This is a genomic window from Flagellimonas algicola, assembly GCF_005937185.1.
Lineage (GTDB): Bacteria > Bacteroidota > Bacteroidia > Flavobacteriales > Flavobacteriaceae > Flagellimonas > Flagellimonas algicola.
In genome coordinates this window covers 1223369-1241759 of sequence record NZ_VCNI01000001.1, presented here as the reverse complement: position 1 = coordinate 1241759, position 18391 = coordinate 1223369, and the positions used below count along the sequence as shown (strand labels likewise).

Below are 18391 nucleotides of genomic sequence, written 5' to 3'. Positions count from 1 at the left end.
AGAAAATCGGGGTTCGGTCAAATTCAGTTGTGAACCATGGGCATTGTCTGTCTTTAGATTCAAAACCGTATATTTAATTGATGCCTAACCAGCTATTTGCAACATGACCGATTCAAATCTAAATCAACAGCAATGGGTAGATTTCCTGAAAAAGGTGACTTTCTTTTCAGAAGTTGGTAAATCTTCATTGCTGCAGCTCTGTAAAAATCTCACAAAGGAACATTATGAAAAAAATGACTGCATTATCCAGAAAGGGGATGTTGGGGATGCCATGTATGTCATTTGTGAAGGGAAGGTAAAAGTGCACGACAAAGACCATCTTTATATTACCCTGTCACAATCGGATTGTTTTGGTGAGTATGCGCTAATAGATGATGAGCCCCGCTCCGCTTCGGTTACAGCAATGGAAGAAACCACCTTGCTGAAGATTGGGACCACCCATTTTGTGGAATTGATAACAGCAGATAGAGGATTTGCCCAAGGGATTTTGTCCGTTTTGATCAAAAGGCATAGAGAACTTGATATTATTCAGGAACGGTTGACGGTGTCCAAAAGGGATTTGGAATTGGCTAATTCCAAAATGCTGGGCCTGATCAATGGTGCCATGGACGCCATAATCATGTTCGATAGTAATTTCAGGATACTACTGGCTAATGCCTCCGCCAAGGAAATATTGGAAAATGAAGATGTCATCCAGCGGAACATCCTGTTTTTTATGGATGAAGAAAGCGCACATCTGTTGGAACGATTGGTAACTGAGGATTTGGATGGTGAAGGGAAAAGTATGAACACCTATCTGCCCAAGGTGGTCAAGGTGATTGGTTCTAAGGAAACCGCAACCCTTAACGAAGGCACCATAAGTAGATACGGCAACGAAAAAAAATCGTTCTACACCCTTATCCTTAGAAATATAGATGAGCGATTACAAGCGGAAAGCAAAATTAATTCCCTGACGACCCAGACGCAGTATTTACAGGAAGAGATAAAAGAACTGACCAGTGGTTATGGCATTATAGCCAAGCACAGGTCCATGAAAAAAGTGTTGGACTTGATAGAACAAGTGGCGCATACGGGAGCCACTGTTTTGATCCAAGGTGAGACTGGAACAGGTAAAGAGTTGGTGGCTCGGGCCATTCATATGGCCAGTGACCGTAATGAAAAACCGTTGATTCGGATCAATTGCGGAGCCATTCCTGAAAATCTCATAGAAAGTGAACTTTTTGGTCACGAAAAAGGCGCATTTACTGGAGCCACCGCAACTAGGAAAGGTCGATTCTTATTGGCGGACAAAGGCACAATCTTTTTGGATGAGATTGGGGAGTTGCCACTTGCGCTTCAGCCCAAATTGCTAAGAGTAATTCAAGAAGGTGAATTTGATCCAGTAGGGAGTTCGGATACGGTAAAGGTGGATGTACGAATTATAGCCGCGACACACAGGGACTTACTGAAATTCTCCATGGAAGGGAAATTTAGGGAGGATTTGTTCTATCGGCTCAATGTATTTCCTATCCAAGTCCCGGCCTTACGGGATCGGGGATCGGATGTGTGTTTGATAGCTAACCAGATTATGGGGCAATACAGTGCGAAATTGAACAAGGAAATTGACCTACTTACCAAAGAGCAAGAAAAGCTCTTTCTTGATTATGTTTGGCCTGGAAATGTCCGCGAATTACAGAACTTGGTGGAGCGCGCCATAATTGTGTCACAAAATGGTCAGGTTGACTGGGAGAGTATCATTCCAAATCCAACGAAGGAACAATCCATAAACTCAGAGACGGAGGTGGATTACATATTTACTTCTCAAGAGTGGGTTGCTATGGAAAAGGAAAATATTTTAAGGGCTTTGCGAAAAACCAATTGGAAAATATCCGGAGAAAAAGGTGCCGCTATGTTGTTGGGATTGCGCCCTACAACCCTTACTTCCAAAATTAAGGCACTAGGAATAACTAGGCCCGTCTAAATTCACGAGATTTCATAATTATCTTAACGATATTTCGTAAATAAGCGAAATATCGTGATAGGTGTATTCTTTATAAATTGTTGTAATCAATTGATAATAAGGTAGTTATATTTTTTGGCACGCCAAATGCATCTCTAATGGCAAAACAATTAGAAATCTTTAAAATTTAAAAAAATGATTACAACAGCAAACATGAAAAACGGAGTAAACGTAGATCAATTGGTAGACACTATCAATGCAGTTCAAGGAAATCCTGAATTGGCCAAGTTCGAGTTTCGGGCCAAGAACAATTGGATCACAGGAGGACATTGTGTAACCAGTGCAAAAGGATTTTACGGTGTTGGACAAGAAGACACTACAAGACAAGAGACTTTTACTATGGAATGCGACCATCCAAGTGTTCTTTTAGGTGAAGACAAAGCTGCAACCCCTGTGGAAGTGGTACTTCATGCGCTAGGTTCTTGTTTAACAGCTGCAATGACTTATCACGCCGCTGCAAACGACATTGACATTGAGGGAATGGAATCTACCTTGGAAGGTGGAATTGATTTGCAAGGATTTCTAGGATTAGATCCAGAAATTAGAAAAGGATATGACGGTATTACCGTTAAGTTCAAAGTGAAATCTGATGCTTCCGAAGAGCAATTGAGAGCCTTGGCCCAATTCTCTCCAGTGTTTGACATCATCAGCAATCCAACTCCAGTTTCCATCGAGTTCGTAAAGTAAGACTGAAACAAGCCGCCCCTGTGGCGGCTTGTTCAATTTTTATCACCGCCAAAAATCTTCAAACAGGTATTCTCCATCATGAAAGAACAGCAACACATCATCGTAAATGGTAATCAAGCTACAGCACATGTGGCTTATCGGCTTAATGAGGTTTGTGCCATTTATCCCATTACTCCGGCTTCGGAAATGTCCGAATTGTTAGAAGCTTGGAGTGCAGATGGTCAGGAGAATATTTTTGGAGGTGTTCCTTCCATCATTGAAATGCAAAGTGAGGGTGGAGTTGCTGGAGCCATGCACGGAGCATTACAAACTGGTTCGCTATCCACGACTTTCACGGCATCACAGGGTCTTCTACTCATGATGCCCAATATGTATAAAATTGCGGGTGAATTGACACCCAATGTCATCCATGTGGCTACGAGATCGGTGGCTACTCATGCTTTATCGGTTTTTGGAGACCACAGTGATATCATGGCGGCACGTAATACGGGCTATGCCTTTTTAGGATCTGCATCCGTGCAGGAGGCCATGGACTTTGCGCTGATTGCACAAGCCGCAACCTTGGCTTCAAGAATTCCTTTTGTTCACTTTTTTGACGGGTTTAGAACCTCGCATGAAACCTCCAGAATTGAAAAGATCAATGATCATGTGATTCATAACATGATTAATAAAAAACTTATTGGTGCCCATAAGAAAAGGGCGCTCAACCCCAACAATCCATTTGTGCGGGGAACTTCACAAGGGCCTGATGTTTTCTTTCAAAGTAGGGAAGCCGTTAACCCTTATTACGACGCTTGCCCCCAAATTGTTCAGGATCAAATGGACGAATTTGCAAAACTAACAGGAAGGCATTATCGCTTATTTGATTATGTAAGCCATCCAGAAGCAGAACAAGTGGTTGTTGCCATGGCTTCAGCCGCGGAAACCCTGGAGGAAACCATTAACCAATTAAATGCCCAAGGGGAAAAAATAGGATTGGTAAAAGTGCGCCTTTTTAGGCCTTTTAGCACCAAACATTTGATCCAGAGCCTTCCTGATAGTTGCAAAGCTATCGCTGTTCTGGATCGCACCAAGGAATCAGGTGCAACGGGGGAACCCCTGTATTTGGATGTGCTTCAATCTGTGGTCCAATCCTTGGGAACCAAATTTAATACAATCCCAAAAGTGGTAGGTGGACGTTATGGTCTTAGTTCCAAGGAATTTACACCCTCCATGGTCAAAGCCATAGTGAATAACTTAAAATGCGGGAAACCAAAAAACAATTTTACCGTCGGAATAACCGATGATGTTACCCATACAAGTCTTGTGATCAATGAAGAAATGCAAATCCGGGGAAAATATGATCAAGCCTTGTTTTACGAAACTAAGAGTGCAGATACCCCCGTGTATTTTAATTCAACTATGAGGCTGCTGGGCAGTTGCACAGATGCTTATATTCAGGGATACACCGAATGTGATTATAAAAAATCAAGTTCTAGGAGTGTTTCCAATTTACGTATGTCAGAACATAGGATTAAAGCTCCCTACCTGATTCAGGATGCCGACTTCGCTGCCTGCGATTCAATACAATTTTTAAAGTCAGATAATGTACTTCAGCGGATTGCCCGGGGAGGAACCTTGCTTGTGAATTCAGAGCTTTCACCAGAGTCCTTTTGGGCGGACCTTCCTTCAAAATTACGACATCGAATCCAAGAGAAGAATGTAGCAGTATACTTGATTGATTTAAAAGTACTACCTACCAACTTTATGGTAAATGGATATACAATCTCCGCGCTACATGCGTGTCATCTTGCCATTAAAAAAGATTTTCCCAGCAGCTTGTTTTCAATGGAACTGAAGGATAGTCTTGTACAAGTGGATACCACTGAAGACACGACTGAAGCGTATGCATTTATCCAGGAAGACGAAGAATTTGCCAAAACACTTTTAGGTAGCCTTTTAGCGGGACGCGGGAACGAGCTTCCTACAAGCATGCTGCCAGTGGATGGGACTTATGAAAGTGGATCATCAAACTATATTGTTAGAAATCCCAAAGAGGGAATCCCCATATGGGATACCGACCTTTGCACGCAATGTGGTGCGTGTAGCATGGCCTGTCCGCAAGGAGCAATGCGGATAAAGGCTTATGAGGTTGACCATTTAAAAGACGCACCTCAAAGATTTAGGCCCATTCCATTTTTAGAGGAACTGGAAGGAATGGATTTGCTCAATTACACGGTTCAAGTAAATCCTGAACAATGCACATCCTGCAATAATTGTGTGGACGCTTGTCCAGTAAAGGCTTTGGTTATGAATGCCAACCCGTCCAAAATGGAAAAAGAGAGAGAAAATTGGGAATTTTTCAGCACGCTTCCCGAAATGGACCGCACGAAAATTGATGCGACCAAAGTATCACAACAACAGTTGCAAGAACCCTTGTTCAAATATCCCATGGGAGTGGACGGATGTGGAGAAGCTCCTTACCTTAGATTACTTTCCCAGTTGTTTGGTGATCGCATGTTGGTAGCCAATGCAACCGGAGCCAGTTCCATTTTTGGCGGAGCCTTACCAACCACTCCCTGGTCCAAAAATGCAGCGGGTAGGGGACCTGCCTGGTCCAACTCCTTGTTTGAGGACAATGCAGAATTTGGTCTGGGCTATCACTTGTCCTTGGACTATCAGGAAAAACAGGCTAAAAATTTACTGCTTAAGTTGGTGGATGTCCTTGATTCCGATTTGGTGGAATCGATATTGAATGCATCGCAGAATACAGAGGCTGAAATCTTTCTGCAAAGACAACGTGTAGAGAGATTGAGAGCAGCTTTATCTCCATTGGAACGACCCGAAGCAGGAGCGCTTTTGGAATTGCTGGACAGTTTGGTTAAACAAACCGTATGGATAGTTGGTGGGGACGGATGGGCGTATGATATTGGCTACGGGGGATTAGATCATGTGTTGGCTTCGGGCAAAAACGTAAACATTTTGGTCTTGGACAATGAGGTGTATTCCAATACGGGAGGGCAAATGTCCAAGGCAACTCCTTTTGGAGCTTCCGCCAAGTTTGCCGCTAAAGGTAAACTCAAACAAAAGAAAGACTTGGGTATGTTGGCCATGGGATACGAAGATGTATATGTGGCTTCCGTGGCCATTGGCGCTGATCAAGAACAGACGTTAAAGGCATTTTTGGAAGCAGAGCAACATGATGGTCCGTCCATAATTCTGGCATATTGCCACAGTCCTGCGCATGGAATTGATATGCGTCATCCATCACAATACCATAAAGCGGCGGTAGCTTCTGGTCAATGGTTGCTGTATAGAAACAATCCCAACAGAACAACAGTTGGATTAAATACCTTGGAATTGGATTCTGGGAAACCTACCATTTCAATACAGGACTATTTACGCATGGAGAAAAGATTTGGTTTGCAATTTGAAATGCATCAGGATCTTTTGGAAGGTTTTGTGCAAACAGCGCAAAAGAACATTGATGATCGCTATTTTCGCTATAAGAGTCTTGAATGCCGAGAACATAGCGAGCTTGTACTGCAACCGTTAGGATAGTTACAACTTGGTTCTTTTCAATAACTACCGCATGTCGTTATTTTTGGTATCTTCTAGGGCAGATAACCATCCAACTCTTTTAATCGTGCTGAATTCCTTGTTTAATCGGATAGGGCAAATTGGTTCAGATGCCAATGACAGCCAAGAAGTACGTTTGCAGAAAACTTTGTTAATTGCATTTGCAGGGACCATGGCTATTTTGGCCATTCTTTGGGGAGCTATTTATTTTTACTTTGATGAACCCTTGGCCGGTAGTATTCCTTTGCTATATGCACTGACTTCCCTTGTTAGTATCTCCATATTTGCCAAGACCAAAAGCTTTTCTTTTTTACGGATAAGCCAATTAACATTCAGTCTCGTTTTGCCGTTTCTTTTGATGATAGCCCTTGGCGGCTATGCGGCGTCCAGTGCTGTAGTGATGTGGTCCCTTACTTCTCCGTTGGGAGCTTTGGTTTTCAAGGGTAGAAAGGAGGCAGTTAGATGGTTTGTGGTTTATCTGTTTTTGTTGGTTTCAGGAGTTTTCTTGGAAGGAAATATTCCATTTTCAAGTGCGTTGCCCAATCAAGTTGTCTTGGTGTTCTTTGCCATGAACATTGCCGGTATGTCGCTAACAACCTTTATAGTGTTGCGTTATTTTGTAGGAGAGAAAAATTTGGCACTCACTTTGTTGGAAAGCAAAAATCAATGGATCAAAGATGCTTTTTCGGCCTATGTTTCTCCGAATTTGGTGGACCACTTAATCAGCAATCCCGAAGATTTGAAGTTGGGCGGGGAGCGAAGGGAGTGCACTTTTATTTTTACGGATTTGGTCGGATTTACCACCCTAGTTGAGCAATCCGATCCATCAACATTAGTGGCCTATCTCAACGAATATTTTGAAGGTATGATTGCCATAGTTTTTAAACACGAGGGTACAGTTTCCAAAATAGTGGGCGATGCCCTAGCTGTTATGTTTTCGGCCCCTGTGGTACAAAAAGATCATGCCACAAGGGCAGTGGCCTGTGCCTTGGAAATGGACCAATATGCACAAGCATTTGCCCAAGAGAAAAAACAACAAGGACTGGATTTGGGACGTACACGTATTGGGGTGAATACAGGAACTGTAATCATTGGAAATATTGGTGGGAAAAACCAATTGGATTATAGGGCCCTGGGTGATGCAATAAATGTGGCGGCACGTCTAGAAAGCGCAAACAAGCAATTGGGGACACGTGTATGTGTTAGTGAAACCACCGTGGAACAATGCCCCAATTTTGTAGGGAGGCCAATTGGATCTCTGCTTCTCAAGGGAAAATCCAAACCGGTGGCTACCTTTGAACCCTTATCAAAAGAAGATATGGACTCCTCCAACGTACAGGCCTATCTTAAAGCTTTTGGGGTGATGCAAAAGAATGACCTAAAAGCTATGGAACTTTTTCAGCAAATTAGGGAGGAGTTCCCAGAGGACTCTTTGGTTGTCTATCATCTGGGAAGACTTAAGTCTGGCAAATCTGGGACCACTATTGTATTGCCATGGAAATAGGGGATTCCAAAATCATTTTTCATGCATCTGTGTCACGGACTGCCAATTACCTGGCGCCCCGGAAATGGCATAGATGCTAGCTTTGTTCTGAAAATATTGAACTACGGAGTCATTCGGATTTTTGGATAGCACTTCCTCAAAAGCTTCGGTGGCTTCTTCAAATTTTTGGTCAAAAAACAGTTTAATCCCTTTTTTGTAGTCTTTAAGGGTCTCCAGTTTTAGGGAGATACTGGAAATACTATCACCATCTATGCACTCGTAAATTCCCATGGCTTTTTGCTTGCCCTTTACCTTTACCTTGCCAAGATATCTAAAATTAAAACCACTGGAGTCCTTCATAGACTTCAGGCAACTTTCACTAATGATTATGTTGGCACCATAGTGCTTGGTAACCCCCTCCACCCGGGCACCACTGTTTACCGTGTCGGCAATTACGGCGGGGTCGTTTCTTTTAGAATCTCCTATGATTCCCATAACTAGCGGGCCTGAATGCAATCCCATACCCACAGTTAAGGGTTGATATCCCTTTTCTTCCACTCTTCGCTTGTTGTACAGCGCCAGGGTGCGCTGCATTTCTATTGCCGCATCAAGGGCGTTCTCTGCATTTTCTGGGAAGAGGGCCATAATACCATCGCCCAAATATTGGTTTACAAAGCCCAGGTTTTCCTTGATTATTGGCCCCATCCTACCAACGTATGCATTGACGAATTTGAAATTTTGTGCCGGGGTCATGGTTTCCGCCAAAGGAGTATAATCCCGGATATCGCTAAACAGCACGGTAACCTTTTTTTCTATATGATCGCCAAGTTTTACATCTGTAATAGAATCTTTTCCTACGGAATGTACAAATTCCATCGGGACAAATTTGGAGGTAGCACGATGGATAGTATTCAGATTGATATGCGTTTTGATGCGACTTAGCAGCTCATTTTTGGAAAAAGGTTTGGTCAAGTAATCGTTAGCTCCTGCATCAAATCCTGTCACCAACTCATTGACCCTATTTTTAGCGGTTAAAAGAATGATGGGCAATTCACTTGCTGGAAAGTCCTCCCTGATTTTTTTACAGACCTCATATCCGGATAAACCGGGCATCATTACATCCAGGAGAATTAGGTTGAATGGGGTTTCTGATTCCATGACCTTCAAAGCCTCTTTGCCCGAACTTACCTCCACTACGGTATATCCGGCCATGGTTAAATGGTTTTCCAAAACACGTCGGTTCACGGGCTCGTCATCCACTACCAGAATCTTTATGGATTCTCGATTGGGATCAAGCTGTGTTGTTTTGATATTTTCCACTTCCTTGTAACTGTTCAAATTTTGAACAAAATCCAAGGTGGATTTGTTTTTCTTATTTAGCTCCTTTCGTTTGGTTTTGCTCAATGGCAGGGCAAACGTAAAAATGGAACCCTTGCCTTGTTCAGAAGTTGCTTCAATAGTGCCTCCATGAAGTTCTACCAATTGTTTGGTGACCGAGAGACCAAGGCCTGTGCCCCCATATTCCCTTTGGGTGGAACCGTCCCCTTGTTCAAAGGAATTAAAAATGGTTTCAAGTTTGTCCTCTGGAATTCCAATTCCCGTATCGGAAACAATAATGGACAGCATCTCCTTTTTAGTTTCTGCGAGAAGGGTGATATATCCCTTTGGAGTAAATTTGATGGCATTACCGATGAGATTGTGCAAAATCTGCTGTAGGCGGTTTTCATCGGCATCAACCAAAGGAATCTCTTTGGGGATAGAATTGATGAGCTTTATTTTTTTGTCTTGTAGCAACGGTTGGGAAAGTTGCAAAACAATATTGGATATTCCATGAACATCCACGGGGCGTAAGGCAAGCTCCAAATCCTGGTTCTTTAGTTTGGAAAAATCCAAAATATCGTTTACCAAATGGGACAATCTTCTACCACTATTGGCAATCATATCCAGGTTATCCATGGCGGTTTTTGGAAGCTTTCCTGCAATCCCATCCTTTAAGGATTCCGTAAGCCCAATGATACCAACTAATGGGGTTCGCAGCTCGTGGGAAGTATTGGCGAGGAACTCGTCCTTGAGGATATCAATTTTCTGGAGTTCCGCAACGCGCTGTTTTTCTATTTCGGTTCTTTTCCGTTCTGCTTCAATGACCCTTTTCTTTTCCTGATCGGCCTGTTTTACACGCTGTGCATGTTTGTAGCGGTTAAAAACAAAAAGAAGCACCAGGAAGCCCGCTACGGAAACACCAATGATGATGTTTCTTAATGTGGTTTGCTGTTTGAGTTTGAGGTCGTTGATTTCAGCATCCTTTTCCAAAGCTGCAATGGCATCTTGCTTCTTCTCCGTATCAAATCGTACTTGTAGTTCCTCTATTTGCTTGGATTTTTCGGTATTGAAGAGGCTGTCCTTTACAGTGACAAACTTATTTTTAAAGATCAGGGCTTGCTGGTAATCCCCTGTATTTTCATAAAGTTGGGAAAGCAAATCATAGTTGGTTTGCAACTCGGATTTGGCTCCAATTTCTTCGGCAATAGTTATGGCCGTGATTAGATTCGTTTCTGCTTTGGCATAGTTCTTCATTTCCAGATTTACGGCTCCAATTTGAGTGTAACTCAAGGATAATTCTTTCTGAAGCCCCAATTTTTTTCTTAACCTAATGGCTTTGTCATGAAATTCTAAAGATTGGGTATGTTTTTTCTGGAAAGCATAGACCTTGCCCAAGGCCTCATAATCATAGGCTTGTCCCCACTCACTATTGGTCTCTATATCTAAGTCCAATGCCTTTTCAAAGTAATTAAGAGCTTGGTCGTAATCTTTTAATTGCATGTGGGTATCTCCAATATTGAAAAGGCAGTTCGCCATTTCCGTTTTGTCCCCTAAGTTGGTATAAATGGATAACGCCTTGTTATAGGAATCCATGGCTTCGGACTTTTTCCCAGAGTTTTTAAGGACCTCGCCAATAGCATTTAAGGTGGTTGCCACACTAAAGGAATCATCATGGGTCTCGTAGATTTTGAGAATGTCGTAATAAATTTCAAGACTTTTTTCAGAACTCCCAAGGTCATCAAGGATGACGGCTTTCTGGTACATTCCATTAGCAAGGGAAAAAGGTTTATCTATAGTTCGGGTATAATCTAGAAATTTTTCAATATAGGTAAGGGCGGTATTGTAATTCCCTTTTTGTCTTTCCAATACGGCATATTGGTAATTGGCAAGGGAAACTCCCCAATCTATACGGGCTCTTTTACTAATATGATAAAAACTATCGATGTGCTTTTTGGCCAGATCAGGGTTACCACGATTATTGATGTATTCCCAAGAAATGTTTTTTAAGATACCGATGCGGGCAGAGTCTGAGACTGCATTAGGATAGATCCGCTGCAGGCTATCAATGGCAATTTCTTGTCCCCGTAGCCCAAGTGCCAGAAGGAACAATACCAAGGTTATGGAACAGTACTTTTTGATGATTGTGGTTTAAAGGTTGATTAACAGCTACTTAAATTTAACGCTAAAACCAATACGGTCAAAATAAAGCGGTTAATCCCGGGAATTAGCATTCCAACATTCTCCTAAATGGGCATACAGCAGTTCGTCCCTAAAATTCTACAATTGGGTATTGCCGATTGGTTTATAAAAAGGCACAGTGACAATTTTGTGGCATCAAATAACGAACAGTCATGAAAAATCAACTGCTAACTTTTCTTTTTTTGTTTAACCTGGCCACCATTTTCGGTCAGACCACTTTATCAGGTTTGGTTACCGATTCCAGAAATGAACCTATCGTTGGAGCCAATGTGTATTTGGAGGGTACGTACGATGGTGCATCTACCGGAGAAGATGGTTCCTTTAGTTTTGAAACCACAGAAACTGGAACCCAAACCTTGGTAATTTCCATGTTGACTTATGATCCCCACTATGAAGTTGGGGATGTGAGCTACTTTACGAATTTGAAAATCAGTTTGGCCGAATCCATAAATGCGTTGACAGGGGTAACATTGACCGCAGGGACTTTTGAAGCTGGGGATAATTCCAAAGTATCTGTATTGAAACCGTTGGATATCGTCACCACGGCAGGTGCCGCCGGGGATTTTGTAGCCGCTTTACAGACTTTACCAGGTACTACAACCGTCAATGAAGATGGTCGATTATTTGTACGGGGGGGCGAAGCTGGGGAGACCCAAGTTTTTATAGACGGTCTTCGGGTGTTTCAACCCTTTAACGCCACGGCGAACAACATTCCTACCCGCGGTAGATTTTCGCCTTTTCTCTTTAAGGGAATCACTTTTAGTACGGGAGGATACTCCGCTGAATATGGTCAGGCATTGTCCAGTGTGTTGTTATTAAATACCACCGATGTTCCGGTTCAGGATAAAACGGATATATCCGTAATGTCTGTTGGAGGAGGAGTGGGGCATACCAAAATCTGGGGAGATGAGTCCTTGAGCATCAACACGTCTTATATTAATCTTTCTCCTTATGAGGCCTTGATCCCTTCCGATCAGGGCGTTCAATGGAATAGTCCTTATGAATCCATTTCCGGAGAGGCTGTCTTTAGAAGCAAAGGGAATAAGAGTATGTTCAAGCTGTATACTGGATTTAACCATGCCGATTTGGACATAGAACAAGAAGATATTAATTATGAAGATTTTGTACAATTTGGGCTTAAGAACAACAATCTATATTTCAATTCTTCCTATAAGCATTACTTTGAAAACGATTGGAGCCTGTCCACCGGGGCAGCTATTTCTTGGGATACCAATTCCATTGGACTGCAGGAAAATGTCGTCGAAACCAAAGAAACGGCTTCACATGTAAAGGTAAAAGCCCACAAGAACTTTAGCAGTAGGTTCAATCTCAATATAGGATCGGAGTTCTTCGCTATGAATTATGATGAAACTTTCAGTACTCCAGAGAACACCACGTTCAACAATGAATATCAAGATCGGTTGTGGGCAGGTTTCACCGAAGCGGATATTTTTCTTAGCAATCAGTTTGCCATGAAATTGGGAGCTAGGGTAGAGTATAGTTCTTTACTAAATGCCTTTGAATTGATGCCAAGAGTGTCCCTAGCCTATAAACCTGGAGATAAGGGTCAATTTTCACTGGCTTACGGGGATTTTTATCAAAACCCACTTACCGAAGTGGTTAAATACGGTCAGCTACTTGGTTCTGAAAAAACCTCACATTACATTTTAAATTACCAAAGGGTCGGGGATGGAAAGACATTTAGGGCAGAAGCTTATTACAAGGACTATGATAACCTGATAAAATATGACACGAATATGCCACAATTCAACTCAAGTTTTAGCAATAGCGGAAGTGGTTACGCTACTGGGCTGGATGTTTTTTGGCGCGACAACAAGAGTATAAGCCAGTTGGATTATTGGATTTCCTATTCGTATTTGGACACCCAACGAGATTATCGAAATTTTGAGGAGCTGGCCACTCCTAATTTTGCCCCAAAGCATAGCTTGTCTGTTGTAACCAAATATTTTATCACCAAACTTCGCTCTCAAGTGGGGTTGTCCTATTCCTACGGATCAGGTAGACCCTATGACAATCCTAACACAGCAGAATTTTTGGCTGAAAAGACAAAGTCTTTCAACAATCTAAGCTTTAATTGGGCCTATTTGATCGATCAGCAGAAGATCCTGTACTTTTCGGTCAATAATGTATTGGGATTCAAGAACATTAGTGACTATCAGTACGCCAATGCTCCCAATATGAATGGCATTTTTGATAGGCGTGCCATTACTCCGGCAGCAGACCAATTTTTCTTTGTCGGTTTCTTTTGGACCATCAGCAACGATGGTAAAAGCAACCAGTTGGACAACCTCTAATTAGGTCCTAGTTATTTCTGCATCTTGAGATAATAATCTGCCGAATGTTTACCTGAACCATAGAACAAAAAGAAAATACAGACCAGCAACGTAATGGTGGCCAATACCAGATTGTTCGTGTTCATAACCCCCATAAAGTTGGTCAATACTGCGCCCATGAGGATGGGTATTTGTGCCAAGGCGGCCCATCGGGTCAGTAAACCAACTACAATTAAAAAACCTCCAACAAAATGGGCAGGAGCAATATAGTGTAGTAAGATCATGCCACCGGGCATTTCCTGAAAGGGTCTTACCACCTCTGCCATTTGTTCATGATTGGTCATAAATTCAACGCCTTTAATAAAAAGAAAAACGCCTAAGGCTACTCGAATAAGATCTAAGGGGTAATAGGTATGGGCGTTGGCCCATTTGTTCAATCTTTTAATGGTTCCCATGACTCCAATATTTATGATGACATCTATAAGTTACTCATTTTTAATGGGATGAGAAAATTAAAATAGGCGATAAGCGAGCTGTTTTCCGTTAGCAATGGAGTTTGTTACTGGCCTCCTTTGGAATGCATTATCTTTAGGGAACTATGCTGCATCCGAGATACCTTAGATATGCCAAGCAGGCCTTGTTTTTTGCTTTTATTTGGCTTTTGTTCGGAATTGTGTACAGCCTTTTGGAACAGGGAATTTTAGGAAGGTCATCATTTTACCCGTCTACCCAAAACAGATACGATTTTAAGAGCTCCTTGTTGTACGCCACCACTGGCAGTTTTCTTATTGGGTTGATACATGGATGGTTAGAGGTATCCTGGTTGTCCCAAAAGTTCTATAACAAGGCGTTGTGGGTCAAAGTGGTATTAAAAAGTGGATTCTATCTTATTTTTATGTTCCTGTTCCTTACTTTTTTCACCTTGGCGATAAATTCCTATCGTTTCGATGCAAGTCCGATGAGCAAGGAGGTCATGTACGGATTTGAAAGCTTTTTTACTACTTTCTCATTTTGGAGTGTCTTTATTTATATTGCCTTTGGATTGGTGACTGCCATGTTGTTTGCCGAACTGGCCTCTTATTTGGGTCCCAATGTATTTTTGAATTTTTTGTTTGGAAAATATCACACACCCAAACAAGAAACCAGAATCTTCATGTTTATGGATATGAGGTCATCCACCACAATTGCTGAAAAAATTGGGCACACCAAATACTTTGAACTTTTAAAGGATTGTTATGCGGATATGGGCAATGCCATTTTGGAAACTTCCGGTGAAATTTATCAATATGTGGGCGATGAAATAGTGGTTACTTGGCCAGAAAAAGTGGGGCTGTATAGGAACAACTGGGCAGAGTGTTTTTTTAGAATTACCAGGCTATTTGAAACAAGAAATGGTTATTACAGCAACAAATATGGAAGCGTACCATTTTTCAAGGCCGGATTTCATCTTGGATTGGTCACCACGGGTGAGATAGGAACCCTAAAAAAGGAAATTATTTATACCGGTGATGTCTTAAATACTACTGCCAGGATTCAAGCCGAATGCAATACTTATGGAAAATCGAATTTGGTTTCTGAACAATTAATTCAAAAGATGAATTCTAAAGATTCCCTTCAGTTCACCAAAATTGCCAAGTTGCATTTGCGTGGCAAAAAGGAGCTTGTACAACTGTATACCCTGGATCAATCTTCCAAGACTAATTCCATTTGAATGTCGCTTCGCTCGTAAGGGGATGAGGCACCAATCATTTCGGTAAACCCAAGCTTTTGGTACAACTGTAAGGCAGGTTTAAGGATTCGATTGCTTTCAAGATAAAGTTTTTTGCATCCAAGGGCTTTGGCCTTTGCAATAATATGTAAACCCAATAATTTCCCAATGCCTTTGCCCTGTGCGTTTGGTGAGACTCCCATTTTGGCTAGCTCAAAATCAAAGTCCTCACGCTCGCTAGGAATAAGTGCGCACACACCAACGGCTTCTCCATTCAATAGTGCCACTCCAATGTAGCCACCTTTATCCAGAATATAGGTTTGGGGATTGTTCAGGGAAATACGGTCCATTTCCTCCATTTTGAAATACTTATTGATCCACGCTTCATTTAGTGTCTTAAATGCGAAAGCATATTCCTCTCTGAAGTCTACAATTTCAATGATTTCTTCCATAAAAGTTTGAAGGTGTAAGCATTGTTTGGATAAAATTACAGCGAAATAATAAAATCGATCCTATTTGGAAATGGGTATCACCGCAGAATATTTTGTTAATTCCCTCGTTATTAATCTGTTGAACGTTTAATTATCGCGTAAACCATGTATTTGAACGAGTAAATTGGTTTTTTATCGAGTTAATACGTAATATTACAATTAAGTTAATAGTAAAACTCTTACAAGTATCCCAAATCTTGCTATGAGACCAAACAAAAAACACGCACCTGGGCTCCCCAGGATCTTTAACCTACTAACACCATTTGGCTATGGATGTAAAATTACCCCTATTCTCCAAAGGCAACTATTCATTTCCCGTTAATTGGATATTTCATTTGCTCATTCCTTGCTTGCTTTGCAGTACACTTAGCGCTCAGGATGGCAACCCTTATGTGAGTTACGATGTGCCGTTTCAGAACTTGTTGAAGTTCAATCGCTTTTTGATCAACCCAACATTTTCTGCTGTTCGTGAAGACAAATCGTATGTGAATCTGTTTCATAGAAGCCAAGGAGCCGAGTTTAATGATAACAACCAAAACTATTTTTTAAGCTATAGCGGCCGGCTCAATGATCGTGTTGGTCTGGGTGTTAGTCTGTACAACCAACAGGAAGGCGTGATTTCCAATTTGGGGATTATGGCCAATTATTCCCATGGTATCCAGCTGGGCCAAAAGAGTAATTTGAGTTTTGGGGTCAACGTCCCATACTATGTTAGTAGTTTTGATCCAGATAGAGCGGTTGCTTTAGATGATGATCCCATTCTGAATGATGCCACGCAAAATTCGATCATCTCATTTCAACCCGGACTAAATCTTTCCGTAGGCAAATTTGACTTTGGGGTATTTGCACAAAATTTGGTGGATTACAACATCAAAACTGGAAAATCCCTAAGCGAATTCAACGAGAAAACCTTTTCGAGTCATATACAATTTGCCCATAACTTCAGGAATGGAGCTGGAATTTTTGAGGACGGTCGTCTGCTGCCTTTGGCAAGAGCTAGATTTGAGGCTAACCAAGACCCAATTTTTGGAGGAGGGTTGATTTTGGATCTCCCCAAATTGGGATGGATCCAAGGCGGATATGATCAATTATACGGGGCTTCGGCCGGCACAGGTTTTAACTTAAATCGCAGACTTTCCTTCGGATATAATTTTGAAAAGAACCTCAATAGAAATCTTACGCATTTGGGTATTACCCATGAAGTTTCCATTGCTTTCTCCTTCGTTCCAACTATGTCAAGAAATGTGTTGTTGGCCGATTCGCAACCAGAGCAAAAACCCATAGAGGGAACTTTTGTAGCGGACATCAAGGAAAGCAAAAAGAAACGTAAGGACAAATTGGACGCCAAAACTACCTTGCGCCCAACCAATAGGGAAGATTTGGCTTTCTGGGAAGCCCAAGTCAAAGAATTAAAAGAGCAACAAGCGGATAATTACGCCATCATCAATGAATTGATTTTCAAGATGGATTCCCTTGAAAACAACCGGCAACGTGATTTGGAAATGCGTTTTGAAATGGTCATGCGCATGGTAAAACGACAGACAGACCACAAGAGGCCTGATATTGAGGCAATGGCTGAGACACTATACCTTGCCAAAAACACAGCATTGGATTCTTTGGCCAATACTATGGAAAGTACCACTCTTGCCGTAAATATTGAAAAACCCAAGAAAGTCGCAAAACCCAAAAGAACTTTTACTGGAGGCGCCGCATACAAACCCATAGAGAAATTTATAAGTCTGGATGGGGTAGGCAAGGGTCATTATATCGTTGCCAATGTGTTCAAGAACAAGGCCTATTTAAAAAACTTTATGGCCGACCTTAAAAAACGGGGGTTAGATGCTAATTACTTCAAAAACCCAGATAATGGGCTTAATTATGTTTACTTGGCCAAGTATGAACAAAACGAAAAGGCCTTCGCTGCTTATCAATCCCAGATGAAGGGGAAATATAAAGAAGAGTTGTGGATCATGCATGTGGACAACCCACGTTATTCCAATTGGGCCGACACCAAATTCATGGACAACGAATAGGTCAGTTTTTTTTCATTTGGTCCGCTATGGCTTTGCTTCCATAATCAACGCGTTCCCCAAGTTCTTCAATGATCTTTGGGTGATCTTGCGGACGTGACTGCGAAAGCTTGTACGCAGCTTGAATCTCGGTGATTTCAATCTGAAAGGCTACAATACCTTTAACTTGGCGAAGTGTTTTTGGAGACAGGTCGCTCAAGGACAGTGGGTTTTTTGAACCTTTCTCGTATTTGTCCACCAATTTGTGCAGGGAGGCCATGGTTTCGTCCTCATTCAAAATTTTGACTTTTCCGTATACGTGAACTGCTATATAGTTCCAGGTCGGAACCTCCTCCTCCTGATACCAAGAAGAGGATACATAGGCATGTGGCCCGTTGAAAATACAAAGCACCTCGGTATTGGATTCAAAGGACTTCCATTGGGGATTGGCCTTGGATATATGACTCACCAAAACATCCTTACCCTCTTCCGTTCTATCCAATTCCAAGGGAATGTGGGTGGCCCATGGCCTTCCGTCCAATTGGTTGACTAGGATTCCAAAGCTATTATGATTCAAAAACTCCTTGATTTCGGCAAGGTTTTCGTTTTTGTAGTAGTGGGGTATGTACATGAATTTGATTTA

Annotated in this window: 11 protein-coding genes; 7 read left to right on the top strand and 4 right to left on the bottom strand. The window is 41.8% G+C overall.

What is annotated here, in order from left to right:
• Positions 1-103 precede the first annotated feature (103 nt).
• The 4 genes from FGG15_RS05485 to FGG15_RS05470 all read left to right on the top strand — a co-directional run bounded on the left by FGG15_RS05485 (position 104) and on the right by FGG15_RS05470 (position 7748).
• The gene (locus tag FGG15_RS05485; RefSeq protein WP_138834022.1) at positions 104-1960 is read left to right on the top strand and encodes a sigma 54-interacting transcriptional regulator; all 1857 of its coding nucleotides are present in this window, start codon (positions 104-106) and stop codon (positions 1958-1960) included.
• A gap of 174 nt (positions 1961-2134) precedes the next feature.
• Entirely contained in the window at positions 2135-2686 is a 552-nt protein-coding gene (locus FGG15_RS05480; RefSeq protein WP_138834020.1) for an OsmC family protein, read from the top strand.
• Positions 2687-2764: 78 nt separating this feature from the next.
• Positions 2765-6226 (top strand): 4Fe-4S binding protein, encoded by a 3462-nt coding sequence (locus FGG15_RS05475; protein ID WP_138834018.1) that lies wholly within the window; start codon positions 2765-2767, stop codon positions 6224-6226.
• Positions 6227-6257: 31 nt separating this feature from the next.
• On the top strand, positions 6258-7748 hold the full coding sequence (locus FGG15_RS05470; protein ID WP_138834016.1) for an adenylate/guanylate cyclase domain-containing protein: 1491 nt from the start codon (positions 6258-6260) through the stop codon (positions 7746-7748).
• A 12-nt stretch (positions 7749-7760) separates the two neighbouring features.
• Here the strand turns inward: FGG15_RS05470 and FGG15_RS05465 are convergent, their stop codons facing one another.
• Positions 7761-11162 (bottom strand): ATP-binding protein, encoded by a 3402-nt coding sequence (locus tag FGG15_RS05465; protein ID WP_138834014.1) that lies wholly within the window; start codon positions 11160-11162, stop codon positions 7761-7763.
• A gap of 236 nt (positions 11163-11398) precedes the next feature.
• Between FGG15_RS05465 and FGG15_RS05460 the strand changes: the two genes are divergently transcribed.
• Positions 11399-13561, top strand: coding sequence for a TonB-dependent receptor (locus FGG15_RS05460; RefSeq protein WP_138834012.1), 2163 nt, complete (start codon positions 11399-11401; stop codon positions 13559-13561).
• Between the two features lie 11 nt (positions 13562-13572).
• Here FGG15_RS05460 and FGG15_RS05455 read toward each other — a convergent pair whose 3' ends face one another.
• The gene (locus FGG15_RS05455) at positions 13573-13995 is read right to left on the bottom strand and encodes a DoxX family protein (protein WP_138834009.1); all 423 of its coding nucleotides are present in this window, start codon (positions 13993-13995) and stop codon (positions 13573-13575) included.
• 143 nt (positions 13996-14138) lie between these two features.
• Between FGG15_RS05455 and FGG15_RS05450 the strand changes: the two genes are divergently transcribed.
• A complete protein-coding gene (locus FGG15_RS05450; protein ID WP_138834007.1) occupies positions 14139-15251 on the top strand; it encodes an adenylate/guanylate cyclase domain-containing protein in 1113 nt (370 codons plus the stop codon).
• On the opposite strand, the gene FGG15_RS05445 is transcribed toward FGG15_RS05450, so the two are convergent.
• Positions 15224-15700, bottom strand: a complete 477-nt coding sequence (locus FGG15_RS05445) for a GNAT family N-acetyltransferase (protein WP_138834005.1) — start codon at positions 15698-15700, stop codon at positions 15224-15226. The two genes, FGG15_RS05450 and FGG15_RS05445, sit on opposite strands and share 28 nt — an antisense overlap.
• A gap of 308 nt (positions 15701-16008) precedes the next feature.
• On the opposite strand from FGG15_RS05445, the gene FGG15_RS05440 reads away from it, so the two are divergent.
• Complete coding sequence (locus tag FGG15_RS05440) at positions 16009-17772, top strand: PorP/SprF family type IX secretion system membrane protein (protein ID WP_138834003.1); 1764 nt, start codon at positions 16009-16011, stop codon at positions 17770-17772.
• Between the two features lies 1 nt (position 17773).
• Here the strand turns inward: FGG15_RS05440 and FGG15_RS05435 are convergent, their stop codons facing one another.
• Positions 17774-18379 carry an FMN-binding negative transcriptional regulator gene (locus FGG15_RS05435; RefSeq protein ID WP_138834001.1) on the bottom strand — a complete coding sequence of 202 codons (606 nt, stop codon included), beginning with the start codon at positions 18377-18379 and terminating at the stop codon, positions 17774-17776.
• Between the last annotated feature and the right edge of the window lie 12 nt (positions 18380-18391).